Annotated in this window: 19 protein-coding genes; 11 read left to right on the top strand and 8 right to left on the bottom strand. The window is 43.9% G+C overall.

All coding sequences use genetic code 11. The features are described from left to right. Positions 1-33: 33 nt before the first annotated feature. Positions 34-1,374 (bottom strand): exodeoxyribonuclease VII large subunit, encoded by a 1,341-nt coding sequence (xseA, locus tag F0232_RS17400; RefSeq protein WP_105059091.1) that lies wholly within the window; start codon positions 1,372-1,374, stop codon positions 34-36. 242 nt (positions 1,375-1,616) lie between these two features. On the opposite strand from xseA, the gene guaB reads away from it, so the two are divergent. The 5 genes from guaB (at position 1,617) to F0232_RS17375 (ending at position 9,927) form a co-directional block, all read left to right on the top strand. Next, on the top strand, positions 1,617-3,080 hold the full coding sequence (gene guaB / locus F0232_RS17395) for an IMP dehydrogenase (RefSeq protein WP_061033280.1): 1,464 nt from the start codon (positions 1,617-1,619) through the stop codon (positions 3,078-3,080). 364 nt (positions 3,081-3,444) lie between these two features. Continuing rightward, complete coding sequence (gene guaA, locus F0232_RS17390) at positions 3,445-4,998, top strand: glutamine-hydrolyzing GMP synthase (RefSeq protein ID WP_105059093.1); 1,554 nt, start codon at positions 3,445-3,447, stop codon at positions 4,996-4,998. Between the two features lie 304 nt (positions 4,999-5,302). Continuing rightward, positions 5,303-7,015 (top strand): chitinase, encoded by a 1,713-nt coding sequence (locus F0232_RS17385; RefSeq protein ID WP_105059094.1) that lies wholly within the window; start codon positions 5,303-5,305, stop codon positions 7,013-7,015. A gap of 222 nt (positions 7,016-7,237) precedes the next feature. Further along, complete coding sequence (locus F0232_RS17380) at positions 7,238-8,788, top strand: Na+/H+ antiporter NhaC family protein (protein WP_105059095.1); 1,551 nt, start codon at positions 7,238-7,240, stop codon at positions 8,786-8,788. A 545-nt stretch (positions 8,789-9,333) separates the two neighbouring features. Continuing rightward, positions 9,334-9,927, top strand: a complete 594-nt coding sequence (locus F0232_RS17375) for a GPR1/FUN34/YaaH family transporter (RefSeq protein ID WP_004737553.1) — start codon at positions 9,334-9,336, stop codon at positions 9,925-9,927. Between the two features lie 119 nt (positions 9,928-10,046). On the opposite strand, the gene F0232_RS17370 is transcribed toward F0232_RS17375, so the two are convergent. The 4 genes from F0232_RS17370 to F0232_RS17355 form a co-directional block, all read right to left on the bottom strand. After that, positions 10,047-11,594 (bottom strand): sodium:alanine symporter family protein, encoded by a 1,548-nt coding sequence (locus tag F0232_RS17370; protein ID WP_008223346.1) that lies wholly within the window; start codon positions 11,592-11,594, stop codon positions 10,047-10,049. 456 nt (positions 11,595-12,050) lie between these two features. Beyond that, entirely contained in the window at positions 12,051-13,406 is a 1,356-nt protein-coding gene (locus F0232_RS17365; protein WP_105059096.1) for an MBL fold metallo-hydrolase, read from the bottom strand. 142 nt (positions 13,407-13,548) lie between these two features. Then, positions 13,549-14,316 (bottom strand): 1-acylglycerol-3-phosphate O-acyltransferase, encoded by a 768-nt coding sequence (locus F0232_RS17360; protein ID WP_061033276.1) that lies wholly within the window; start codon positions 14,314-14,316, stop codon positions 13,549-13,551. Between the two features lie 191 nt (positions 14,317-14,507). Then, positions 14,508-15,452: a hypothetical protein gene (locus tag F0232_RS17355; RefSeq protein ID WP_105059097.1), complete on the bottom strand. Its 945-nt coding sequence runs from the start codon at positions 15,450-15,452 to the stop codon at positions 14,508-14,510. Between the two features lie 271 nt (positions 15,453-15,723). On the opposite strand from F0232_RS17355, the gene F0232_RS17350 reads away from it, so the two are divergent. The 4 genes from F0232_RS17350 (at position 15,724) to F0232_RS17335 (ending at position 21,294) form a co-directional block, all read left to right on the top strand. Continuing rightward, complete coding sequence (locus tag F0232_RS17350; RefSeq protein ID WP_105059098.1) at positions 15,724-17,436, top strand: bifunctional 2-polyprenyl-6-hydroxyphenol methylase/3-demethylubiquinol 3-O-methyltransferase UbiG; 1,713 nt, start codon at positions 15,724-15,726, stop codon at positions 17,434-17,436. A 50-nt stretch (positions 17,437-17,486) separates the two neighbouring features. After that, the gene (locus tag F0232_RS17345) at positions 17,487-18,215 is read left to right on the top strand and encodes a DUF429 domain-containing protein (protein WP_105059099.1); all 729 of its coding nucleotides are present in this window, start codon (positions 17,487-17,489) and stop codon (positions 18,213-18,215) included. A gap of 83 nt (positions 18,216-18,298) precedes the next feature. After that, positions 18,299-19,108 carry a M15 family metallopeptidase gene (locus F0232_RS17340; RefSeq protein ID WP_061033273.1) on the top strand — a complete coding sequence of 270 codons (810 nt, stop codon included), beginning with the start codon at positions 18,299-18,301 and terminating at the stop codon, positions 19,106-19,108. Positions 19,109-19,413: 305 nt separating this feature from the next. Next, a complete protein-coding gene (locus F0232_RS17335) occupies positions 19,414-21,294 on the top strand; it encodes a RimK/LysX family protein (RefSeq protein ID WP_105059100.1) in 1,881 nt (626 codons plus the stop codon). Positions 21,295-21,691: 397 nt separating this feature from the next. On the opposite strand, the gene F0232_RS17330 is transcribed toward F0232_RS17335, so the two are convergent. Further along, positions 21,692-22,261: a hypothetical protein gene (locus F0232_RS17330; RefSeq protein ID WP_216608302.1), complete on the bottom strand. Its 570-nt coding sequence runs from the start codon at positions 22,259-22,261 to the stop codon at positions 21,692-21,694. A 177-nt stretch (positions 22,262-22,438) separates the two neighbouring features. Here F0232_RS17330 and F0232_RS17325 point away from each other — a divergent pair, with 177 nt between their 5' ends. Both F0232_RS17325 and F0232_RS17320 read left to right on the top strand, forming a co-directional pair. Then, positions 22,439-22,711: an AlpA family transcriptional regulator gene (locus F0232_RS17325; protein WP_245639057.1), complete on the top strand. Its 273-nt coding sequence runs from the start codon at positions 22,439-22,441 to the stop codon at positions 22,709-22,711. Further along, positions 22,708-23,553, top strand: a complete 846-nt coding sequence (locus F0232_RS17320; protein WP_171750947.1) for a hypothetical protein — start codon at positions 22,708-22,710, stop codon at positions 23,551-23,553. Before F0232_RS17325 ends, F0232_RS17320 begins: the two co-directional genes overlap by 4 nt. 136 nt (positions 23,554-23,689) lie before the next feature. On the opposite strand, the gene F0232_RS17315 is transcribed toward F0232_RS17320, so the two are convergent. Together F0232_RS17315 and F0232_RS17310 are read right to left on the bottom strand one after the other, a co-directional pair. After that, positions 23,690-24,433 (bottom strand): helix-turn-helix transcriptional regulator, encoded by a 744-nt coding sequence (locus tag F0232_RS17315; protein WP_032551361.1) that lies wholly within the window; start codon positions 24,431-24,433, stop codon positions 23,690-23,692. After that, positions 24,426-25,274 (bottom strand): EAL domain-containing protein, encoded by an 849-nt coding sequence (locus F0232_RS17310; RefSeq protein ID WP_253821972.1) that lies wholly within the window; start codon positions 25,272-25,274, stop codon positions 24,426-24,428. The genes F0232_RS17315 and F0232_RS17310 overlap by 8 nt, the downstream gene beginning before the upstream one ends. Between the last annotated feature and the right edge of the window lie 33 nt (positions 25,275-25,307).

The raw sequence follows: 25,307 nt of genomic DNA, 5'->3' as shown, positions 1-25,307 counted from the left end.
ATAGGGCTTTCTAATTGAGTGCAGATTAGCTGCTTACGCTTTTGCTGTTTTCTGGGTCACTTGCGATTCAATCACGCCATCTTCCACCTGAGTGGTGATCACTTCACCGACTTCGACATCGTTAATCGATGACACAGTCTTGCTCGAAGCTGAATGAGTAATGCTGTAACCACGCTTTAGGGTTGCCAGTGGACTAACGGTCTCTAACTTCTCGGCAGCCATCGCTAGCTGGTGGCGAGTGGTGAGCAGTGTCTTATCCATCGCATCTAATAGCTTTTGCTCTGAACGTTGCAGATGCAGTTTTTGTTCACCCAAGCGCTTAACAGGCGAGTTCAACTGAAGCTGATGCTGCTTACGTTCGACACGCTGTGCATGCTGTTTTAGGTATTGAGCCATACCGCGACGCAGACGCATATCTAGATCATCAAGTTGCTGGCTTTGCTTTTGCAGTTGGTAGCTTGGATGTTGTCTTTCTAAGCGGTGTTTCAATGCTTGAGTCGATTGCGCTTGCTTGATTAACACATGGCGAATCGCACTGACTAAGCGAGCTCGTTTAGAGGCAAAAGCTTGCTCTTTATGACTGTTGTCACGGCTAACCAATTCAGCAGCAGCTGATGGAGTAGGGGCGCGCATATCGGCAACGAAATCGGCAATAGTAACATCCACTTCGTGACCAACGGCGCTGATGATCGGGATTTGGCTAGCGGCAATAGTGCGAGCAACGATCTCGTTGTTGAAGCACCATAGGTCTTCCAGTGAGCCGCCACCACGGCCGACGATTAACACATCACACTCATTACGCTCATTGGCACGTCCAATCGCCTGAGCAATCTGAATCGCCGCCTCTTCGCCTTGAACCATGGTTGGGTACACCACAACAGGTAACGAAGGATCACGGCGCTTAAGTACGTCCAAGATATCGTAGAGAGCGGCACCGGTTTTAGAGGTGACAACACCAACGCGCTTTGGATGCTCAGGAAGAGCTTGCTTACTCGATTGAGCGAACAGCCCTTCAGCGGCAAGGTTCATCTTCAGCTTTTCAAATTCTTGCTGAAGTTTACCGTCACCTTCTGGCTGCATACTTTCGATGATAAGTTGATAGTCACCGCGTGGCTCATAGAGAGACAGGCGAGCTTTGACTAATACTTGATTGCCGTTCTGAGGCTTAAAGGTGACTCGGCGGTTATTGCCACGAAACATGGCGCACTTAACTTGAGCGCGAGAATCTTTAAGGGTGAGGTACCAGTGACCAGAGACAGGTGCAGAGAAGTTTGAGATTTCACCAACGAGCCACACTATTCCCATTTCGTTTTCTAATAGGAGACGAACCTCTGAGTTGAGGCGAGAAACAGTAAAGATGTTTGGATTGGTCATAGAAGCACTATCTTTCCTTGCAGGAAGGTCTTTCTTGTAATCTCACAGGGCGTGAGTATGGAAGATAGCGGCAATATAATACATATCAAGGGGGTAAATGCAAATTAAAAATACAAAAATGTGTAGCCAAGCGATTTCCCCGTGCGTATAATCCCTCCGCAATATCTAATCCAAAGCACTTCATTATGCGAAACGATGAAGTCGGATTTTTCTTTCTACTCCTCAATTGTGAGATATTGCAAATGCTAAGAATTGCCAAAGAAGCGCTGACATTCGATGACGTACTACTCGTGCCAGCTCACTCCACTGTTCTCCCAAACACAGCTGATCTTCGCACTCAGTTGACTAAAAACATTTCACTGAACATCCCTATGATTTCTGCGTCGATGGATACCGTGACGGAAGCTCGTCTGGCTATCGCACTCGCGCAAGAAGGTGGCATTGGCTTTATCCACAAGAACATGTCTATCGAGCAACAAGCTGAAATGGTTCGCCAGGTTAAAATTTACGAAGCAGGTGTGGTTTCTCATCCTGTAACAGTAAGCCCTGACGCAACGATTGCTGACGTTGTTGCCCTGACTGAGAAGCACGGTTTTGCTGGCTTCCCTGTAGTGACTGAAACAAACGAACTGGTTGGTATCATTACTGGCCGTGACGTTCGCTTTGTAACAGACCTTTCTAAGAAAGTTGACGTAGTAATGACGCCTAAATCGCGTCTAGCTTCTGTTAAAGAAGGTGCAACTCGCGAAGAAGTTCAAGAGAAAATGCACGAAGCACGTGTTGAAAAAGTACTTGTTGTAAATGATGACTTCCAACTAACAGGAATGATCACTGCAAAAGACTTCCACAAAGCAGAACGTAAACCAAACGCTTGTAAAGATGAGCGCGGCAGCCTACGTGTAGGTGCAGCTGTTGGTGCTGGTGCTGGTAACGAAGAGCGTGTTGCTGCTCTTGTTGAAGCTGGCGTAGACGTTCTACTTATCGACTCTTCACACGGTCACTCTGAAGGCGTACTTAACCGTATCCGCGAAACTCGCGCTGCATACCCAGATCTACAAATCATCGGTGGTAACGTAGCAACTGGCGCTGGCGCTCGTGCTCTTATCGAAGCGGGTGTAAGTGCAGTTAAAGTTGGTATCGGCCCTGGTTCTATCTGTACAACTCGTATCGTTACTGGTGTTGGTGTTCCTCAAGTAACAGCAATTGCAGACGCAGCGGAAGTTGCAAACGAATACGGTATTCCAGTAATCGCAGATGGCGGTATCCGCTTCTCTGGTGATATCTGTAAAGCTATCGTTGCTGGCGCATCTTGTGTGATGGTTGGTTCAATGTTCGCGGGTACTGAAGAAGCACCAGGTGAGGTTATCCTTTACAACGGTCGTTCTTACAAGTCTTACCGTGGTATGGGTTCTCTTGGCGCTATGTCTCAAGGTTCTTCTGACCGTTACTTCCAATCTGACAACGCTGCAGACAAGCTTGTTCCAGAAGGTATTGAAGGTCGTATCGCATACAAAGGTCGTCTAAAAGAGATCGTTCACCAACAAATGGGTGGTCTACGCTCGAGCATGGGCCTAACAGGTTCTGCGACGATTGAAGACATGCGTACTAAAGCTGAGTTTGTTCGTATCTCTGGTGCGGGCATGAAAGAATCTCACGTACACGATGTTCAAATCACTAAAGAAGCACCTAACTACCGTTTAGGTTAATAATACGTCCAAACGTTTGAATAATGTGCTGATTAAGTCGGCACATTACTATACCAATCGTAGTAAATAACTGGTCATCCTAGCTTGTTAAAAACCTCGATAACTTCGTTAGGGTTTTTGATTGTAGAATAACTACTTATCAGAAAATCCTGCCTTGTTCTCAAGCTTTTTTCCTGCGCTATTCCTGAACACTTACTTACTGTGATTGGTATTATATCTACCACCTGTTTTGTTGAACGTATGATTTTGCAAAACACGAGGTTAAAGATATTCAACGAAAACGTTTGCTTTATTTCTTGAAGAGTTAATCAGAGGTGAGTAAACTCGCCTCCGTTTGATCACATAGCCAATAAGACTGCTTAAAATGACTAAAAATATTCATGACCAACGTATTCTAATTCTAGACTTCGGTTCTCAATACACACAGCTAGTTGCTCGTCGTATTCGTGAGATCGGTGTTTACTGTGAACTTTGGAGCTGGGACGTAGACGAAGCGGATATTCGTGAATTCAATCCAGACGGTATCATCCTATCTGGTGGCCCTGAAAGTGTAACGGAAGAGAACTCTCCACGTGCACCTCAGTACGTGTTTGATTCAGGTGTTCCTGTATTTGGTATCTGCTACGGCATGCAAACTATGGCTGAGCAACTTGGCGGTAAAGTAGCAACGTCTACTGAGCGTGAGTTCGGCTACGCAGCGGTACAAGTGACTGGTGAATCAGCACTGTTCGCTGACCTTGAGTCTACTCAAGATGTTTGGATGAGCCACGGTGATAAAGTGGTTGAGATCCCAGCTGATTTCACAAAGATCGCTGAAACAGACACTTGCCCATACGCAGCAATGGCAAACGAAGAGAAGAAATACTTCGGTGTTCAATTCCACCCAGAAGTAACACACACTAAGAACGGCCTGAAAATGCTTGAGAACTTCGTTCTTAACGTTTGTGGTTGTGAAGGTCTGTGGACTTCAGCTTCAATCATTGAAGATGCAGTTGCACGTATTAAAGAGCAAGTAGGTGACGACGAAGTTATCCTTGGTCTTTCTGGTGGTGTTGATTCATCAGTAGTTGCAATGCTTGCTCACCGCGCTATCGGTGATAAACTAACGTGTGTATTCGTAGATAACGGCCTTCTTCGTCTGAACGAAGCTGATCAAGTTATGGAGATGTTTGGCAACAAGTTTGGCCTAAACATCATCAAGGTTGATGCTGAAGATCGTTTCCTTAAAGCACTTGAAGGTGAAGCTGAGCCAGAAGCTAAGCGTAAGATCATCGGTCACGTATTCGTAGATATCTTCGATGAAGAGTCTAAGAAACTGTCTAATGCTAAGTGGCTTGCTCAAGGTACTATCTATCCAGACGTAATCGAGTCTGCTGCATCTAAGACTGGTAAAGCACACGTAATCAAATCTCACCACAACGTTGGTGGCCTTCCTGATGATATGGAAATGGGTCTTGTTGAGCCTCTACGTGAGCTGTTTAAAGATGAAGTACGTAAGATCGGTCTAGAACTTGGTCTTCCATACAACATGCTTTACCGCCACCCATTCCCGGGTCCAGGTCTAGGTGTTCGCGTTCTTGGTGAAATCAAGAAAGAGTACTGTGATCTACTGCGTCGCGCAGATGCTATCTTCATTGAAGAGCTTCACGCTGCTGACCTTTACCACAAAGTATCTCAAGCATTCACGGTATTCCTACCAGTACGTTCAGTTGGCGTAATGGGCGATGGCCGTAAGTACGATTGGGTTGTATCTCTACGTGCTGTAGAAACGATCGACTTCATGACTGCTCACTGGGCACACCTTCCATACGACTTCCTAGGTAAGGTATCTAACCGTATTATCAACGAAGTTAACGGCATCTCACGTGTTGTTTACGATATTTCTGGTAAGCCACCAGCAACTATCGAATGGGAATAATCTCTTAGAGATTTAACCAAGGTTGATTAACATCTTAAAAGCCTCGAACTCAGTTCGGGGCTTTTTTATTTCTAACACCCGTAGGTAATGGTCGTGGTTTGAGGGTTGCTTAATGAGTGTAAGAAACCAAATCAGTTGGAAACTAGATATCAGCTCAAGAAACCATGAGACGCGTTGTTACCTTCAACTATACATAAAAATATCACTCGCACTTTTTATAAATTCATACAGCAACGGCTAGGCCATTTCACGTGTGAAGCATACTCTTTGATGGACTTATTAAGGACAGATAAGAGAATCCATCATGTTAAAAATCAAATATTTGGCGACAGTACTGGGCTGCACCTTGGCAGCGCAAAGTCATGCGTCTTTGAACATTCAACCTGATCCGCAAAACCCGAATGGTTACCTTGTTGAAAAATCGGCATTACAAGCTGCTGAACAAGCAAAAACCTCGGACCCTATGTATGCGATCTGGTCACAGGCTCTACAAACTCGTTCGAACACCATCGTTGAAGCGATTGAACCCGGTTTATCTTCCAACCCTGAGAACGTAAAGCGAGTAGAGCGCGTATTCCCTCAATCTGAATGGGACTTCCTTACTCAGATGGCAGCCCCTGAATACACTTACACTCGCTTTCTACGTGCGATTGGTAAATTCCCTGCGTTCTGTGGAGAGTACACTGATGGCCGCGACTCTGATGCCATCTGTAAGAAATCCATCATCACAGCCTTTGCTCATTTCTCTCAAGAGACGGGCGGCCACATCGCGATAGATAATACTTCTGATAACCCGTTGGGTTTAGAAGAGTGGCAGCAAGCGTTAGTCCATGTTCGTGAAATGGGTTGGTCTGAAGGGCAAGAAGGTTACACCACAGGTTGTGGTCAGAATGATTGGCAAAATGCACGCTGGCCATGTGCGGCAGGGCAGGGTTACTTCGGTCGTGGTGCTAAACAGCTTTCTTACCATTTTAACTACGGCGCTTTCTCTGAAGTGATGTTCGATGGTGATGCAACCGTGCTGCTGAATAATCCGGGTTTAGTTGCTGATTCATGGTTGAACTTGGCTTCAGCTATTTGGTTCTTCTTAACGCCACAAGCACCGAAGCCAGCGATGTTGCACGTTATTGACCGTACTTGGACGCCATCTCAACGTGAACTGGATGCGGGCATTGGTTATGGCTTTGGTACCACCATTAACGTAATCAACGGTGGCATTGAGTGTGGTGAGCAGAATAAAGACAAAGGCCAACCGGTTAACCGTATTCGTTACTGGGAAGGGCTAGCGGCGCACTATGAAATTCCTGTAGAGGCAGATGAAGCCAATACCTGTTGGCAACAAACTCCATATGGAAGCTTGAACCTTAATGGCGCAACAGATGTGCTATACACCAACTGGGATGGCAACTGGAAATACTACGCAGATCGCCCAGAAGGCTACTCATTTGAGTGTGAGTTAGTCGGCTTCCAAACCGCTTACTCTGCATTAGTACCGGGCGATTACGAGAAGTGTGTAACCAACTTTTATGGATCTCATGCAAGTTGGCCTGAAGTGAAGGTGGTCGATAAGCTTGATCCGGTAGACCCAGGAACCGACCCTGGTGGTAACGGCTGGAGTGCGACTAAGGTTTACAACGCCGGTGACCAAGTGACTCACAATGGCGCAACTTATGAAGCGAAATGGTGGACACAAGGGGATGACCCTGCCAATGGTGGCCCTTGGAAACTAGTAGCAGGTGAGCCAACACCACCAGTTGTGACAGATCCAACGCCTGTTGATCCTGCTCCTGTCGATCCAGAACCAGTAGACCCAACACCCGTTGAACCGCCTGTGACAGAGCCACCAGTGGTTGTCGATCCATCTGAATTTATTACGTGGCAAGCCGGTGTTAGCCAAGTGAGTAATGGCGATAAAGTGACGCATAACGGTAAGTGCTTTGTGGCTAAAAACGGCCCTGGCGTCTGGGAAAGCCCAGTTCAATCGAATTGGTTCTGGGATGAAATCAGCTGTAATTAATTGTTCAGCCAATTGAGTACCTTAACTGATTAATCAAAGCCGAAAGTGATTGCTTTCGGCTTTTGCGTTTCTGCTCTGCGCTCCTCGATCATCTAACGCAAAACTCCCTAGCTGAATGCTAATTTTCCATTTAGAGAATAAAGTCCTGTACAAATGCTCTTTTTGAATTTATATTCACTTTTAAACTATACTTATTCTTTATTTTAGGGTTAAGGTTTACCTATGGAACAGACAGATATCACGTCACTCATCCCCATTGTGATCACTTTGGTGTTGTCGTTGGCGACAAGGAATGTAGTGATTGGCCTTTTTGCTGGCGTACTCAGTGGCGTAGCTATGCTCACCGGAATGTTTAGTGAACTAAACCCTCTTGATACCTTTGGGAGCATGGTCAAAGGCTACCTAGTGCCACAGCTTACTGATAGCTACAATGCTGGCGTTATTATGCTGTTGGTATTCATCGGGGGCTTTGTCGCTTTGATGGAAAAGTCGGGTGGTGGTGTTGCGTTTGCCAAGCGTGTGACTGAGTGGGTAAGTAACAAGTGCCAAGCTCAACTGTCTGCTTGGTTTGGAGGAATCGTGATATTTTTCTCTGACTTAGGTACTCCGTTAATTGTTGGTCCTGTCTTTCGTCCCCTTTTCGATAAACTGAAACTTTCTAGACAGAAGCTGGCATTTATCATCGACTCTACATCATCACCTGTCGCGATCCTTATCCCTTTTATCGGGTGGGGCGTTTACATCATGAGTCTGATTCAAAAAGAGTTTACTGCTTTGAATGTCAACATGTCTGATTGGGATGCTTTTATCGGTGCGATTCCTTTTCAGTTCTATGCATTCTTAGCGATTTTCATTGTTCCTTTGGTTTCAGTTAAAGGTTTAGACTTCGGACCAATGGCAAAAGCGGAACGTGATTGCCATGCGGGAATCAACTCTGGCGTGAACAGTGAATCACTCAATCCTTTCTCGCATAAAAATGCAAAGGCTTCTTTTGTTTGGGCACCATTATTAGTGATGCTGGTGGTATTGTGTGCCATGTTAGTTCCACAAGGCTTCCCATTTCAAAAGGTCGCTGGCTCATCATTCAGAGCAGCACTGTCTTCGGCTTATTTCTTTGCCGCGATTACCTTGATCTCGCTAATGGCTTACTACGGCGTGAGAAAGCTGTCGGATGGCGTTTCTGTGTATCTAAAAGGCATGGGTAACATGATGCCGGTTGCGATTATTTTGGTACTGGCGTGGGCATTAAGCACGATCGGTAAAGAGTTAGGTGCGGCGGCTTATATTGCAGAACAAGCGCAAAGCGGTTTCCCTTACTGGTTAGTGCCTGCGGTTGCTTTCTTACTGTCGGCTATTATCTCATTCGCTACGGGCTCGTCATGGGGAACCTTTGCCATCATGATGCCGTTGGTTATCCCAACCGCGATTGCCATTGATGCACCACTGTTGGTTGCGATTGGTGCGGTACTTTCTGGTGGTTTGTTTGGTGATCACTGCTCACCGATCTCTGAAACCACCATCCTCTCTTCAACAGGTGCCGGGTGTGATCAGTTTGAGCACTTTAAGACGCAACTACCTTACGCATTAATGAACGGTTGTATTGCTTTAGTGAGCTTTGTTGTAGCTGGCTTAACTGGCAGCTCGTTGGTTGTGTTAGGTGCGCTTGTCGCTCAATTGGTTGTGGTGACACTGCTAGCCAAGCGCGACGCGAGTAAAAACGCTTCTTCAGAAGTTCAATCTCAAGTATCTGAATCTAAACCACAACAAGCGTAATTTAAGATTTCAACTGAGAGACTAGATATGGGATGCGAGTAAACGAGTATCGAAGAGCTCGCTCTCTACTGTCTAAGTTTGACGCTAAGGGTTCTCGCTTACTCAAATCTGGAGAGTCTTTTCTCATCCCGCATCTCGTTACTCGCATCTAAGTTACACTCGTTTCTTCCTAACCACCTCAATATACACTTCACTCGTCATTCCCTATAGCGAGGCACGAGCGTAGTAGGGATTATCGTTAGTGTGCATACTTAAAGGAGATTCCAGATATCTCGTCTCTCGATTCTGGAATGACGACTGAGAGACCAGCTCTTCGCATCCCGTATCCCGTTACTCGCATCTTTTCTATAGCGGAATAGTGAACTTGCAATGCATATCTTCCATGAATGCAAATTACAGAAACCAAATCAAAACCCCAATAGGATCATTTCAACAACCTTAGTTTTCGATAACTGGATTATCCCAAAATCGATTTATCAATTAAAATTTTCTTACAATTTTTATTGGTTTTTTTTAACCCCCTATTTGATAAAGGTAAATTCGCAATGTCGACCAAACTAGCTAACCCAGCGCCGTTAGGCTTAATGGGTTTCGGTATGACCACTATTCTTCTTAATATCCACAACGCAGGTTTCTTTCCACTAGATTCAATGATCCTTGCGATGGGTATTTTTTACGGTGGTTTAAGCCAAGTTATCGTTGGCACAATGTGTTTCAAACGTGGTGACACGTTCGGTACAACTGCATTTACCTCTTACGGCCTATTTTGGTTGTCTCTAGTTGGTCTAATCGTAATGCCTTACATGGGCCTACCAGCAAGCCCAGCAGCATTCATGGGTTGGTACCTACTTCTATGGGGCATCTTCACAGGCTTCATGTTCATCGGTTCTCTATGCTACCCAGTAGCGAAGCAAGTAGTATTCGGTTCACTAACGATCTTGTTCTTCCTACTTGCAGCTCGTGATTTCACTGGTAGCCAACTGATCGGCACTATCGCTGGTTTCGAAGGTATCTTCTGTGGCGCTTCAGCTATCTACTTCGCAATGGCACAAGTAATCAACAACGAATACGGCCGCACAGTACTGCCTATCGGTGAGAAGAAAGCACCTCAAATGGCAACACAAGAAATCGCTGCATAATCTCGCGTTTCTTAGAAATATAAAAAAAGGGTTAGCCATGGCTAACCCTTTTTTGCATTTGCTCTAAAGAAAAACAGAATCTAGAGCAACTTATCGTTTAAAAGCTGTAATTGAAGGCCTTATGCTGAAGGCTGTTCTACTGGCTTGCTGTCTGCCACTTCAGCTTCTGGCGACTTACCCGTCTTACGCTTGTACTTCTCTTCCCAGTAAGTAGCACCTTTGATGCCTAGTTTTACAGGGTTGAATGTGTACTCGGTTACGCCTTTACTCTGCTGTTCTTCGTAGTCAGCCAAAGCTTTAAGCGCAGGCTTAGACATGAAGAAGATAATCAGAATACCAACGATGTTTAACCATGCCATCAAGCCAACACCAACGTCACCCATTGCCCATGCAAGGTTCGCTGTTTTAACTGTGCCATAGAAAACCGCAGTGATAAGAACAAGCTTAAGTACGAACATCATGCCAGGGATCTTGATGGTACGACGTAGGTAAGCAATGTTCGTTTCTGCAATGTAGTAGTAAGCAAGAATCGTTGTAAATGCGAAGAAGAACAGAGCAAATGCGATGAATGGCTTACCAACACCTGGTAGTGCGCTTTCAATCGCTAGCTGTGTAAATACAGGGCCGTTTGCACCAACGTTTGCTGCTAGGTTTTGTACAAGGAATACGCCTTCTGCGCCACCGTGTACGTTGTAAGCACCAGTGATGATGATCATGAACGCCGTAGCAGAACAAACTAGCAGTGTATCGATGTAGATAGAGAATGATTGAACCAAACCTTGCTGAGCTGGGTGATCAACACTTGCTGCCGCAGCTGCGTGAGGACCAGTACCTTGACCCGCTTCGTTTGAGTAGACACCACGTTTAACACCCCAACCAATCGCAGCACCGAAGCCAGCCATAGGTGTGAATGCATCACCAACAATCATAGAGAACACAACAGGAACTTGGCTGATGTTTAGTAGGATGATAACGAACGCGATGATGATGTAAGCCAATGCCATGAATGGAACAACGATTTGCGTGAAGTTCGCAATACGTTTAACACCACCGAAGATGATGAAACCAAGGATGATAGCGACAACAGTACCAGTGAAAATTTTAGCGAAACTGAATGTACCGACAGCTGTTTCGATCATTGCACCTGAACCAAATGCAGCTTCTACAGCGTTACCTATGCTGTTTGACTGAACACCTGGAAGTAAAATACCACAAGCAAAAATCGTCGCGATTGCAAAGATCCATGCGTACCACTTCTGACCCATCGCTTTCTCGATGTAGTAAGCCGGACCACCACGGAACTGGCCTTCGTCTTCTTCTTTGTAGATTTGCGCTAGCGTAGATTCTGCAAACGCAGTCGCTGCACCAAAGAAGGCAACAACCCACATCCAGAATACTGCACCAGGGCCACCGAAACCGATAGCAGCAGCAACACCTGCAATGTTACCTGTACCTACACGGCCAGATAGCGAAACAGCAAGAGCTTGGAAAGATGAGATACCTTTATTCGAACTTTTACCAGATAGTAACAAACGCCACATTTCAAAGAAGTGACGGATTTGTACAAATCGAGTCATGACCGAGTAGAACAAACCAGCACCTAAACATAGATAGATAAGTACTGGACTCCAGATTATTCCATTCAAAAAATCAACGAATGACTGCATGAGTATTTTCCCTGTTATTTTCACTTGTGATTGTTTTTCGAACAACACAATACTTCACTTGTAACCTGAGTGTTAAATTATTTAACTGCGCATTCGGATTACTGTGACATAAAGCATGTTGTGGGAGCAAATTGTTAACGCTTAGTGCTATTTCGATAATTGTTCTATTTGAAATTAAATGCAACTGGTTGCTTTTGGTCGGGTTTTGCAAAGTGCATAAATAGTGATTAATACAAAAGTGTGAGTTGCTTGAAGGATTGAGAATGGGGTGAGAGCGAAAATTGCTCTTTTAGCCGATTGGCAGTAACGGCTATAACCGACGGGATGTTATCAATAAGTTAGAATATATCACCTCTATTTAGAGCACTGACAGCTTTAAGAGGAGGTCTTCTTTTGAAGGAGGGGATGGCAAGAGGGCACGCGACATCCGCAGCCGTGCCCAGTTAAAAGCCTGTTTTAAACAACATTGAATCCCTGTTTTACCAACTCTTGAGCGAATTCAGACTGGGTATCTGGTTCACCATGTATCAAATGTATCTCTTTGGGTGCCACAGGAATGCCAGTAATAAAGCGCTTGAGATCTTCTTGGTCGGCGTGAGCAGAGTAGCCAGACATGCCATGAATTTGAGCATTCACCTCCACTTGCTTGTCGTCGATCGATACTTGCATTTCACCTTGTTGAAGCTCCCTCCCTAGCGTGCCGTGCGCTTGGTAGCCCGCCAGAATTACATCGGTTCGTTTATCTGGCAGTAAGGCGGATAAGTAGTTCATGATTCTGCCTCCCTGACACATACCGGAAGCCGCGACCACAATCGCAGGCTCGCCGGTTGAACGCAGTCTATTGACGATTTTCTTATGCATTCTATGCCCATCGACAGTAATGCACTGCTCAAATGCTAGCGGATGACGTTTTAGTTCAAGCCGTTGTTTTGCCTCTTGGCCCCAGAGTTCTTTAAAGCGTCGGTAAGAGCGGGTGACTTTCAGAGCCATCGGTGAATCAAGAATGATAGGAATGTCGGCACTGAGTTGATGCTCAAAGATCAGTTGCTCAATATCAAACAGGAGTTCTTGTGTACGGCCAATACTGAATGCCGGGATCAAGATGACACCACCATCTAGAAGCGAACGATCAATGATGGCTTTAAGGCGCTCGGCTCGTGTCGCAATATCATCGTGTGTGCTCGTGCCATAGGTTGATTCGATAAACAGGTAGTCGGCCTGCTGAGGAGGCATAGGGTCGGGCAGTAACGGTGTATTACTTGGCCCTAAGTCTCCGGAAAACACCACCACTTGTTGATTAAGTAACTTTATCTCGATATAGGCAGAACCCAAGATATGCCCAGCAGGTTGAAAACGAGCATACAGACTATTTGGCCTACCATGATCCTTTCCGTTATTTTGCTGTTTAGCAGCGATAGGAAACCACTCTCCATAAGGCTTGGGAGCAATCAATGAGTGGAGTTTTTTCAGTATTAGCTTTGCTTGTTTATGGCTTAGCCCTTGCAGCTTTAAGCCATCTTCAATCATCAAAGGAGCAAGTTCAGCGGTGGCTTGAGTGCAATAAATCGGTTGGTTGAACCCAGTGGCTAGCAACCAAGGCAGTCGCCCGATATGGTCAATATGAGTGTGAGTTAACAGCAGGGCATTGAGGTGGGATGTTTCAAAATCGATATCAAGAGGGCGTGTCTCTTTACCCTGAACCTCTTTGCCTTGAAACAAGCCACAATCGATAAGCACCGCTTGGCCGGAGTCTCTTAACTCGTGACAAGATCCTGTGACCGTATGTTTACCGCCATGGTGAATCACTTCCATCGTTTACTCCCATTGCTCTATGCCGTTTCCCGCGTTTTATTTTGCGGATAACCGTCGGCAAGTAAAACAAGAACAATGAGAGTTGCGATCGTAAGGTCTCTTTTTCGGTAATTGAGCGATAACTCAATGTTTTCGCTGCGAGTTAGCTCGTAGAAGAACGGTCGGAATCAAGCCCTGGGTTTTGTTGTGATTCCAATCTAGCGACTTCAGCATCAAGCTCAGCAATCTTCTCAGCCATTAACGCATGGCAGTGGTTCGCCAGTTCTCTTGCGTCACTCAGTTTGTATCCAGATACATCAATAGGCTCAAGCATCTCGGTGATCACAATGCCGTTGTTTAGTCGGTTAAAGTCGATTTTATTGTGAGTGGTGCTCGTGCACATCGGGGTGATAGGCACACCTGCCTCAATCGCCATTCGGAAAGCGCCTGTTTTGAAAGGCAATAGCCCGCGGCCTTTACTACGTGTCCCCTCTGGGTAAACCCACACAGAAAGGTCTCGCTGATGAATTGCTTCTGCCACTTGTTTGATGGTATCGCGCGCTTTCGACTTGTCTTCACGGTTGATCAGAATGTTCCCCGTGATCCAATACAGTAGACCAAAGAAAGGCACTATCAATAAATCACGCTTTCCTAAAGAAACAGTACGCGGCCTTAGCATTCCTGGATCGGTGACAAAATCCAACACACTTTGGTGGTTAGAGATATACACGCTCTTTTCTGGTGTTGGGGCATTCTCTAGGCCACGCTGCACCAGTTTTACACCAAGGATCTTCTGTAATTGGTTGAACCAACGACAAAAAAAGTATACATGCTTAGGGTTCTTGGGGCTAAACAAGCAGTAAACAAAAGCAAATAACGTGGTGAAAATAATAAACACCGTAGCCAAGATAATACGAAGAACAGCAAGCACAATTGACTCCTTACTCACTACAAGGATGCAGTGATTAAATAGTTTTAGATAATTGAAGTTTTCACTCTATTTAACCGAAATGCAACAATTAACTGTGTGTGAGGCCTATTTTTAGATCTGTATATAAAACAATGACTAACAATCACTCACAGACAGGCTTACCGAGCTTACACGTGTTCACCAGTACAGGGTTATGAGGGCCAATATTGCTTATTTGGGTCTGATTGCTCTACCCATTCAGGATTTTGGCGAGCTTCGAAATAGAGCTGAAGGCCGTTATAAGACATGAAAGCCGCAGGGCCGCCAAGGTGTTCGAAATAGTCAAAATAATCATCTTCAAGCGCGCATAGCTGAGCTAAATCTTCCACCTTGTTCGCCAGTGCCCATTGAATCGAAAACACCGGAGCCGTTGAGCCAGCAACCGACACTTCTTCAATATTCGGGTTAAACATTGTATTAGCCTGTTCCAGCAGAATCTCTTGCTGTTCAGATTCTTGCAGCAGCACCTCATCGATGATAGCCAAACGCTTGGAATTCGAGACAATCTTGTTCAGCTTTGCAATTCTCAGTGCGTAGCTAAATCTTTCTGATGAAACTATATTGACCAGCTCAGACAGCAGTTCTTTGTCTACCCCGGCTGCCTTGGTGAAATAATCGATACAAGAGTGGATTGAAGCATAACGAGTGCCTTCAAACTCAAAGCCACTGGTTTCGTCGTAGGCCTCAATGGCGATGTTATCAAGCGACAAAGGCCAACCTTGATACTCGACTCGTTGCTTGGCTATTTGATACATCTTCCAAGCGCTGCGCCCAAAGCCGCCAAGTGTCGAGCCCGTAAATTCACTGTCTATCAGCTCTTGCTCTGTCCAGTTCTCACCAATACCTAAGTGCTTGGCATACTTATCAATGAGCGCATGTTTTATCTGGTCACGCACCGCCCAAATCGAAGTCAGGTCTTTCGCATACTTAACACTCGCGCACTCTTTACACGCTGGCAGTGCTATCGGCGCATGACCAACCTTGGCAAAAAGCGAAGCGGTTTTAGGAAACTCAACGCTGTGATTAGAAGGCTCACCACAAAACCAACAGGTGTGGCGTAGGTTGAATGGGATGTCTATGTAGGAGTATTGAGTCATTGAACGTCTATCGGCTGAGTGTTGAGTTTGGGGGACATTACGGTAAAACAATTATCTCTGTTCGAGTGTCGCCTTGCACCTGGTTTGTTTCACTTTTCTTTGAAGCTTGATTTTAGGCGCTTCCTATCTGAATGGGTTGGTGGAGATATGTTTATATAAAACAGCGACTAATGATGAATGTTGATGGGAGTGGCCGAACCGATATGTGCCGCTAGTAATCTTGTTAGGTCACTATTACTATGGAGCTAGACTCCTTACTCCGATAGCGCATATGTCTTCATCGATTCCTTTTTACGATAAAAATGCTCACCTACTTTGCCAGCAGTACCACTCTGTGACTTTCGAAGCTGTGCATAAAAGCTGGCAAGCTTATTGGCCTTTAGAGGGCTATAAGGTGCTAGATGTAGGGGCGGGATGTGGCCGTGATGCGTTATGGATGCAAAAGGCTGGTGCGGAAGTCATCGCGATAGAACCCAGTGCGTCATTACGTGAGCAGGGCTCAGAATACACTGGGCCAAATGTTACATGGTTAGATGATTCACTCCCATCGTTGAGTCGAACTGAAAACCTTGGAATGCGTTTTGACTTGATACTGGTGAGTGCTGTGTGGATGCACCTTGCACCGTCATATCGAGAGAGAGCATTCAGAAAGTTATCTAACTTGCTCGCCCCAAATGGCAAATTGGTGATTACGCTACGTCACGGAGAGTTTCATGACGACCGAGAGGGGTATAAGGTCTCGGTTGAAGAGCTTGAGCGTTTGTCGAAGAACAGTGCTTTATTAGTGCGTCATGTCGATAACAGCCAAGACACCTTGAAGCGCAGTGAGGTTTGGTGGCAAACCGTAGTGATGACATTGCCAGACGATGGCTCCGGAGACTTAAACAAGGTGCGCCACATTATTGTGAATGACAATAAGTCAGCCACATACAAATTGGCCCTGTTAAGAACTTTGCTACGAATCGCAGATGCCCACTCTGGTGCTGTGCTTGATCGGACCGATGGCAAAATATCTCTACCTGTGGGTTTGGTTGCTCTGTATTGGGTTAGGCAATTTAAGCGTCTAATTGATATCGATATAGAAGGCATTGGGATTCAGCAAAATAGCAATACTAGTAAAGGCCTAGGGTTTGTAAAAGACGATGGCTGGAACAAGCTCAAGCACCTCAGTGCCGATGATTTAGCGATTGGCACTCTGTTTATTGGTGATGAAGCCAAAGCACTGCAGAAGTTGTTTTCACAGACGATCAGCACCATTAAATCGGGCCCAGTGACCTTTATTTATCAAGGTTCCAAAGAGAATAAGTTGTTTGAGATACTCCCACCTCAACAGCGACGAAAGAGTCGAGAATCACTGGTTATCGATAGTGAGTTCTTAGCAAGCTTTGGTTACTTCACACTGGATGAAAGCTTATGGGAATGTTTCAGAATCTATCACTCTTGGATTGAGCCGCTAGTCGTGAATCAATGGGTGATGGAGATGCAGCGTTTTGAGTTAAATCGACAGCGCAACATTTCACTACAGACCTATCATGACTGTTTAGTCTGGATTGACCGAAGCCACGACACTCGTGACGTACGCAAAAGAGTTGAGCAACTTAGAGCTGAACATGCAGACATTGTCAGTGTTTGGAGTGGGAAATCGTTAAAAAATGAGTATCACGTTGATCACTGTCTGCCTTTTGCTTACTGGCCGAATAACGATAAGTGGAACCTTTTTCCAACCACAAGCAGAGAGAATCTAAGCAAAAGTGACAAAGTGCCTACCGCTGAAAAACTTCGCGCGTCTAAACCTCGTATTCTCGAATGGTGGCAATTGGCGTGGAGTGATTCGGCTCATTTTGAACAGCAATTCTTTTCTGAAGCGGCCCTTTCTTTACCTAATATTCCACCACAGTGTCGAGACTTTGAAGAGGTGTTTGACGCAATGGGTCTGCAGGTACGTGGTGTGAAAAGTCGACTGCTAATCAATGAGTGGCATTGAGCGCCACGTTTACCCGCAAATTTAATCCTTTAACAACGGTAGAGTAAACAATGAAATACATCGGAATTGATGGCTGTAAGGCGGGTTGGATCGCTTGGATTGTCTCTGATGATCAGGAGCCAGTGTTCAAAGTAGTAAAGGCACTTGATGAGCTAGCGAGTGATTTTATCGGTTCAACGGCGCTTATCGATATGCCGATTGGTTTTAGTGATGCACAAACTCCGGATCGCTTGTGTGACAAAGCAGCAAGGCGCTTTCTAACCAGCAAGCGTGGTTCGTCGGTGTTTCCGGTTCCGTCTCGTGAGGCGGTTTACCAAACCGATTACATCGCGGCGTGTAACGCTAATGTGCAGCAGCTTGGTAAGAAGTTCTCTAAGCAAACTTGGGGGATCGTTCCTAAAATACGAGAGTTAGATAAGCTCATCGATGATCACCCGAACTTATCGATCAGAGAGTCCCACCCAGAGGTGGTGTTCGCTGCTTTGAAAGGGGAACCGCTAACGTTTTCGAAGCGAACTCAAGAGGGCAAAGAGGAAAGGCTTTCGATTATTCAACAACTCGCCCCGCAATGGTGTGAGGGTTTGGCGTTATCTATTTCTAACACCAAGCGTAAAGATGTCGCGATAGATGATATTTATGACGCATTTATATTGATGCTGATTGCTTGTCACGCTCCAACGTTGTCGTGCTTGCCTGAGCTTTCTGAGCTTGGCGGAAAGGCTGATAAAGATCAGAATGGTCGAGTTCGCGAAATTGTTTATTGGAACAAAACGCACTAGCAAGTATGCGCTCTGTTAGGTTGAGTGTGTTATTTTCCACATCCTATCTTTTCTTTTTACTCTTACTGTTTTTGAGCCTTGATATGAAACGTTTAATTGTTGGTTTGCTGGCAACCTTGATCAGTGCGGCGAGTTACGGCCAAGTTGCGCCTGTCTCTCAGTGGCAGTGTGACATGATGAAAAAGAACAAGGTATTGAGTAGCGGAGCACCCGTTGGTTGTGAGCGCCTATCCAAAGTGGACTTTGATTTCATTAACTTTAAAGGCGAAACGCAGCAGGGGAATATGATTGTGCTTGATGTTATCGCCCCTTCAGTTGAACAAATCTTTTTAGCGCTCAAACAGCGTAACTTCCCACTGCATTCTGCGCGCCTAATGCGTGAGTTCAACGGTGACGACAATGCTTCGATGGAAGCCAATAACAGCAGTGCGTTTAATGCTCGGCCTATCACTGGCGGAGGAGGTTGGTCGAAGCATGCATACGGTGTGGCAATCGACATCAACCCAGTTCAAAACCCTTTCTTAGCGTTTGATAGCAACGGAACCATCACGGTAAAGCCTTCGCAATCGGCAACCAGTTACGTGAATAGAACACGCTTTCGTGCTCGTAATGACATTGAACGCCAAGGCATGGCAGAAGATGTGGTCGAGCTGTTTGCACATCATGGTTTCATGATTTGGGGAGGTGACTGGAATTCTCCAATTGATACTCAGCATTTCGAGGTCGGGTCGAGAAAGTTCGTCAATCAACTGCTCTCTAAACCCAAACCAGAAGCCAAAGTGTTATTTGAGCGATACGTCGAATCTTACCGCCAATGTTTTAATAAAAATAAAGGCGAGGGCGCAGAAAAAGCTCGTGCTATCTGTGCAAAGAAAACAGTCGGGACTTTTTAGTGCTATGTTTATCTAGAACCGTTTGTGTTTTAGCAAGTTAAGCTCGCTTCACGGGTATTTTGAATCGCTAAGGTCAACGCGCGTCGTTGGCCTTTTTTGTATTCGTTTCTCTAATAGAACTCCGAGCAATTAAAAGGTTATTGGGTATCCGTTAGTCAATACTTGATGAAGTAATCCGACACAAAGTCATCGGTTTGTCATTGAAAAAGTCATAGCGTAAACGTTATGTGAGAACCATCGCTGGTGGGGGAACTTATTGTCTTTTCACCAGTATTATTAGTGAACTGATCACAACGGACCAACTAATGAAAAAAATACCTTTGGCTCTAACTCTTTTAAGCACTTTACTTTTTTCACAATATTCTTTGGCTACAGATACTTCACACACTACGCAAAACCCGACTTATGAACTCGATGGTAAGGCGGTGTTAGGCCGTACTGAGAATGTGTACCTCTCTAGCGTTCAAGGGCTTAAAGACGTTCCTTTCATTGGCAAAATCGACACTGGTGCCGAAACCACTTCCATGCATGCAGAAGACATCCATGTAAAAAGCACATATGCCGATTATAAGAACCTCAAAGATAAAGAGCTGATGGCGGCATTAACTGAAGATGTGCTGAACAATAGTGACGTTGATTACGACGATTGGGAAGGTAGCACCTTTGCGAAATATGAAGCCGTGGTCTCTTTTAAGGTTCAAAACCCACGTACAGGTGAGATGGTATTGATTGAGGCGCCACTAGAGCGTGTCAGCATGATCCGTAGCCGCACCAGCAGCACGCCTTTGCTTCGCCCGACCATTAAAATGTCGCTGACCATCGCAGACCAAGAGCTAAAAACCGATGTTAACCTGACAGACAGAAGCCACTTCTCTGCGCCTGTATTGATCGGTAAAACCTTCCTAGCGGATAACGCACTGGTATTTGCTGGCTACGACTATTTGCAAGAGCAAGAGAACGCAACCGTGGTTGGCCGTAAAGAGGTGGTGTCTATCTCGGGAATGGATATGAATGCGACTTTCTCGTTAAAGAACCGCTACAGCATTTTGCATGCAAAAGACATCGACATAGACAAAAAGAACAAACAAGTGACGTTTGATATGTTCGACAACAATGGCAAGCAAAAAGAGATGACATTGCCGTTGGTTCGTATGCTAAGCGTGAGTGGTAAGAAGAGACCTTTAGTCTATGTTCCCGTTCAACTGGATGAGAACACCACCAAAGACGTTCTGGTTTACCTACGTGAGCGTTCAAGTAGTGAGTCACAGTTGAGATTTGGAACCAGTACCGCTAGCGAACTCTTCATGATAGACACCAGTGCTGAAAACATTTTATCAGAAGGTTCAGAGAGCTTTAGTGATGTGGCGGAGTCTGGTGAGCCTATGATTATCTCACCTGAAGAGGACATCACACTGGATGACTTCCCGCTTAAGGCTGTGGCTTCTTTTACTGTAAACACGCCTCTATTGAAGGTGGACAGCTTTGAGATTGTCGGCAAGGGTAAAGATGAATCGGTTGAGTTTTACCTAACTGACGCGAATGGCGAACAGCAGAAGGTCACAAAGCCAATCATTAAAAAGCTTAAAGTCGGAGATGATAGTCGCCCAGTTGTAAGTGGTGAGTTCTCGGCCTCTGGCAAGGTTCGCACACAAGAGTTTGCTATCGATGTGCTAAACAGTAATGAAAAAGAAGCTTACTTCATTCTCGGTAAGAAGATGGCGAAAGAGGGCGTTTACGTAAACACGCGTTCTGATTATCTATTGAAAGCCGAGCCGCTGTTTAAGGTCGGGCACATTGAAGTGGTTGAAGTGAACGGCATGACATTCCCTGCCAAGCTAGACACAGGGGCTGATGTGAGCTCTATGAACGCGGTGAACATCAAGCGATTCAAGAAAGATGGCCAAGACATGGTGACCTTTACTTATCAAAACAATCAAGGCGATAAGCAAGAGTTTACCAAGCCAGTGATTGATGTGATGCGCATTAAAGCGAAGAAAGGCGAGAAGGTAAACATTCGCCCCGTTGTAGAAATGAAAGTGAAGTTAGGCGATCTAGAGAAAGAAGTGAGAGTGAACCTTCAAGATCGTTCTCGATTTGAATACAGCATGATTCTAGGTAAGAACTTCCTGAAGTACGGCGCGGTAGTAAGTAGTGATGAAGATTACGTCCTAGGGAAAATGGAGTAACGACTCAACTTACTAAAGCTAAATTGAACAGTTCTAAACGGCCACACATTTCAGTAATGGGATGTGTGGCTTTTTAATAACTAACTGTTTTTATACGTCATTAGCTCGTTGTTTTACCGCTGAACGCATCTCATTTGTGAACTTCAGACAAACAAAAAGGGCGATAACTCAATGAGTTACCGCCCTTTCCAAACGTTTGGTGGAGCTGGCGTCATCTGAAACTGCTTATTATGTTACTGATTTTAAAGTTAAAATCTAAATTTATTTATTGGTTTGGGTAACTTAATGGGTACTAAAATAAAAACTGAGTTATTTTGAAAAAGTGTGACCAATGTCGAGTGTGTTCATGACACCTTACTCTTGTGACCTAAACTCTTGCACCAGATAGATGACATTTCTATTCTGAGAAATCTTCTTCTCGAAACACTTCTGATTCTCTTCTTACGTGAGGTTTCTTGCGAATTACTCTTTTTGGACGACGACACTCGCCAATGAGCTGGATTTGTTTTTTAATATAGCTTTCCTTTTTTAATCTTACTATAAGTACCTCACTCCATTTCTCTACCATTCTTAAACGATGTTTTTGTGTACTGACCACTCGTTTAGCGATGAACGGTGTCTCATATCCCGAGTCTTCAAGAAAGTTAGATATAGCTTTGTCATTGAATCCTTGTTGTTCTTTGAACTTAACTATGTTGTGGATTTGCATCAGGTATAGAGCTTCTTTGCGGCTCGCTTTACCTTCAAAACTTCCGTCTAAAAAAGTACCAAGACAAAGCTCGATAATAGCGGATAAATTTTCACTGTTACGGAGTTCCTTTCTTGAGAAGCCAAGTTTAGTTCCAATTGCATCAAGTATGTCTAATGAGATATCTGACACGTGAATTCTCTTGGTTACGAGTCCTGAATCTTTTCTTCTCTGTGTTACAAGTTGTTGTCTTATAGCGGCATCACTTTTACGTTTCATAATCCATTCTCGTTACTTGTTACCAAATACACGCTACACGATCTGTCTATCTAATTGAATGTTTTTTATGTGAGACTCACAATGTGTGGTTGTATCATTATGTTTTTTAGGTGTTTTTATTTTGTGAGGCTCACAGGTTTTGTGAGCCTCACAAGATACCTTTTTCCGTTTGATAAGATGGCTCCATTATTTGAAGCAGAGAAAAAAGACATGGCGAATGATAGATATATGAAAATTGGAGAAGTGCTTGAGAGAACTTCCTACAGCCGAGCTCAGATCTATCGCTTGATGAAATCAGGAGAGTTTCCAAGTGCATATAGACTCTCAAAAAACCGAGTAGCATGGAAAGAATCTGAAGTAGATGCTTGGGTTGAAGAGCGGCAAAGTATTTTTCTAGTACCGCAATTAGATAAAGGACAAAAGCTACTCGAAGAGGTATGGAGAAGATGAAACTAGACATATTCTTAGCTGGCATCAGATTAGAAGAGTGTGATTGGTTAATGAGCGAGTACGAAGCCTATTTAGAGAACGATTATCGTATTAAGCTGCTCAGAAAAATGGCTGATCATGTCTATCAAAGTCGTGGTCAAAGATATAGTTGTGGTCAATTGCATGAGTTGGCAGATAAGCTAGAGTCTTGCAATGAAGGTTTATACCAGTGTAAGAGTGTGGCATGTAAAAAATGCAATCGTCTGTTTAAAATAGAACGTGTTAACAACATCATTGCTTCAATCTTGCTTGACCAAGAGCAAGTACTGGATGCTGAATACGGTATCTATACTATTGTTCAATACTCGCGTGGAGTCGATGCATATGACTTCGTCAATTATGATATCCCTAAAGATAAGGACAGATTGAGAAAGTTACTATCTAGATGTGGTATCAGTGGTCCGGTATTGGGGGCGTTCGAGTTAGATTTTCATGATTCACCACAAAAATGGTTACCTCATTATCATGTTCTTATGCGTAAATCGGGTAACGAAGAAGCGATTGAGCGGCTAGGAGAGAGGTTATCGAAGCTTCACCCTAAGCACATTAAGCAGAATAGACAAGCTAGGCCATTTATGAAGCAGGAGTTCAGAGATCCTCTCAAGCAATTGAGTTATTTACATAAGTTGGCTTGTTTTGAAGTTCGCGATTATCAATCGTTTTGGGGGAAGAATCTGACTAAAAAGTATCGGCTGAACAAATTGATGTTCTGTGAATCACTTTGTTGGTTAGATGAACAAGACAGAAGAACGTTGCCATTTCAATGGAATGCGAGAGCATGGTTAAAGAAGTCCAAAGTGTAATCTACGATTTTTGTTGACTACACGAATACCACCTATCTCGAATGCTTAAATAGGTAGTTTTAAGAAACACCAATACAACACTAGTCGACTATTAATTGTGTTCTAGTCACAAGATGTTCATTTCAAATTTTTTGACTTAATAGACGCGCTCGCGCTGCGTTTCTTTTTGTTTATAGTCCATTAAGTTAACAAATTGCTTGGGAGAATTTCCATATGTTTCCTTAAATTTTTTGCAAAAGTAAGATGCGCTAGAAAAACCTGTTAAGTGAGCTACCTTTTTTATAGGATGTTTTTTCTTTAATAGTAAATACGCAGCTTTATTCATTCTTGCTGAAAGTATCAAGTCTGATAATGTGGTTTTTTCTTGAGATATCCTCCTCATAAGTGTAGCTTTTGACATATTAAGACTTTTGGATATTTCTTCTGCTGTCCAACGATGTTGGATTTTTTTAGATATTAGACGATGAATACGTTCAGATATAGAGTCAGTTCTTTTAAGATCAAATTTCTTTAGAGTTCTAAAAGCATCTCTATTTATCAATTCGTGTAAAAAATCAGTATGGTCGAAAATGCCATTTTGAACATGGATCAACGAATCGATATAAGGTTTCATTTTTTTAAACGTATAGCTATCATAATCCATATCACACATCACTAAATATAAAGAAAAGTCATCGGATAACTCTTCTTTCAACGAAAAATTTATTAATGTATTTGAGGGTAACTGAATCAAAGCTTCACCCTCTATCACGATGACGCATCCTGGGTATGAGATAGCCCCGAAAAAATCAGTAAGTTTAATTATGTGTTTTGACTTAGATACAAAGCTTCCGGTATCTTTTGTTTTTAAATTTACTCTTATCTTTCTTATCTTAAACATGTTCTTTATTCATTATGTTCATCTTTCTTTTTAGCTGTGTCCAGCTCACTGGAGGAGAATAAAAGTATCCTTGAACCAGAACATTAAGGTTCTTCACAACGTCATGCTGATAAGAAGTTTCGACGCCTTCTAAAATAATACCTTTCTTGGCGTAAGGAGATATTACTCTCAATAGATAGTTTATTGTATTAATGTCGTCGCAGTTATGGTGAAGGAAAGACTTGTCTATTTTGATGTAATCCCAATCAATAAATCCTAGTGATATGTTTGCAACATTGTTTTTATGATAATAATCATCTAATAACAATCCTACACCAGAGCGCTTTAATAATCTGATACTACTTTGCAAGCGGCCACAATTTACATCACAGTCGATATCTGTAATCTCAATATCAAAGTTAACGTCACGTTCATTTAAGAGGCTCTGCAAAAAAAACCTATCCTTTAAACATGACAAAGTGATATTAACAGTTATAGGAATATGGACTTTTAGATCACTACAGAACTTAATTTGAGCTAGCGCGACCATTTTTATGAACTCTTGATCAATTTCAGAGAAAAACGTTTCGTTGTAACAAATCTCACCGGAATCGCTCAAGACTTTAGATAGGATCTCAAGGTGCCTTACTTGTCTATGCTTCAAGTCGATTATTGGTTGAAACAAAAATTCAAGCTTAACAAATGATGCATCGCTTCTTACGATGACTCCACTGTCCGTGTAGTTATATTCGTACATATTATTCTTCAATGAACTGATGTTGTTTTCCGTATCATCTATATGCATCACTTTTCCGTCTACTAAGCGCGTTGATCTTACAAAAGATTGAGTTGATATTTTCATTATTAATAAGCGTCATAATCCTGACGCACAAGA

Source organism: Vibrio sp. T3Y01 (assembly GCF_013114525.1).
Classification (GTDB): Bacteria; Pseudomonadota; Gammaproteobacteria; order Enterobacterales; family Vibrionaceae; genus Vibrio; species Vibrio chagasii_B.
The sequence above is the reverse complement of the archived record's forward strand: the minus strand, read 5'-3'. Positions and strand labels throughout refer to the sequence as shown.

Bases quoted from the DNA above. Each gene is read 5' to 3' on its own strand.
- xseA (WP_105059091.1), bottom strand. From the start codon at position 1,374: ATGACCAATCCAAACATCTTTACTGTTTCTCGCCTCAACTCAGAGGTT.
- guaB (WP_061033280.1), top strand. From the start codon at position 1,617: ATGCTAAGAATTGCCAAAGAAGCGCTGACATTCGATGACGTACTACTC.
- guaA (WP_105059093.1), top strand. From the start codon at position 3,445: ATGACTAAAAATATTCATGACCAACGTATTCTAATTCTAGACTTCGGT.
- F0232_RS17385 (WP_105059094.1), top strand. From the start codon at position 5,303: ATGTTAAAAATCAAATATTTGGCGACAGTACTGGGCTGCACCTTGGCA.
- F0232_RS17380 (WP_105059095.1), top strand. From the start codon at position 7,238: ATGGAACAGACAGATATCACGTCACTCATCCCCATTGTGATCACTTTG.
- F0232_RS17375 (WP_004737553.1), top strand. From the start codon at position 9,334: ATGTCGACCAAACTAGCTAACCCAGCGCCGTTAGGCTTAATGGGTTTC.
- F0232_RS17370 (WP_008223346.1), bottom strand. From the start codon at position 11,594: ATGCAGTCATTCGTTGATTTTTTGAATGGAATAATCTGGAGTCCAGTA.
- F0232_RS17365 (WP_105059096.1), bottom strand. From the start codon at position 13,406: ATGGAAGTGATTCACCATGGCGGTAAACATACGGTCACAGGATCTTGT.
- F0232_RS17355 (WP_105059097.1), bottom strand. From the start codon at position 15,452: ATGACTCAATACTCCTACATAGACATCCCATTCAACCTACGCCACACC.
- F0232_RS17350 (WP_105059098.1), top strand. From the start codon at position 15,724: ATGTCTTCATCGATTCCTTTTTACGATAAAAATGCTCACCTACTTTGC.
- F0232_RS17345 (WP_105059099.1), top strand. From the start codon at position 17,487: ATGAAATACATCGGAATTGATGGCTGTAAGGCGGGTTGGATCGCTTGG.
- F0232_RS17340 (WP_061033273.1), top strand. From the start codon at position 18,299: ATGAAACGTTTAATTGTTGGTTTGCTGGCAACCTTGATCAGTGCGGCG.
- F0232_RS17335 (WP_105059100.1), top strand. From the start codon at position 19,414: ATGAAAAAAATACCTTTGGCTCTAACTCTTTTAAGCACTTTACTTTTT.
- F0232_RS17330 (WP_216608302.1), bottom strand. From the start codon at position 22,261: ATGAAACGTAAAAGTGATGCCGCTATAAGACAACAACTTGTAACACAG.
- F0232_RS17325 (WP_245639057.1), top strand. From the start codon at position 22,439: ATGGCTCCATTATTTGAAGCAGAGAAAAAAGACATGGCGAATGATAGA.
- F0232_RS17320 (WP_171750947.1), top strand. From the start codon at position 22,708: ATGAAACTAGACATATTCTTAGCTGGCATCAGATTAGAAGAGTGTGAT.
- F0232_RS17315 (WP_032551361.1), bottom strand. From the start codon at position 24,433: ATGTTTAAGATAAGAAAGATAAGAGTAAATTTAAAAACAAAAGATACC.
- F0232_RS17310 (WP_253821972.1), bottom strand. From the start codon at position 25,274: ATGAAAATATCAACTCAATCTTTTGTAAGATCAACGCGCTTAGTAGAC.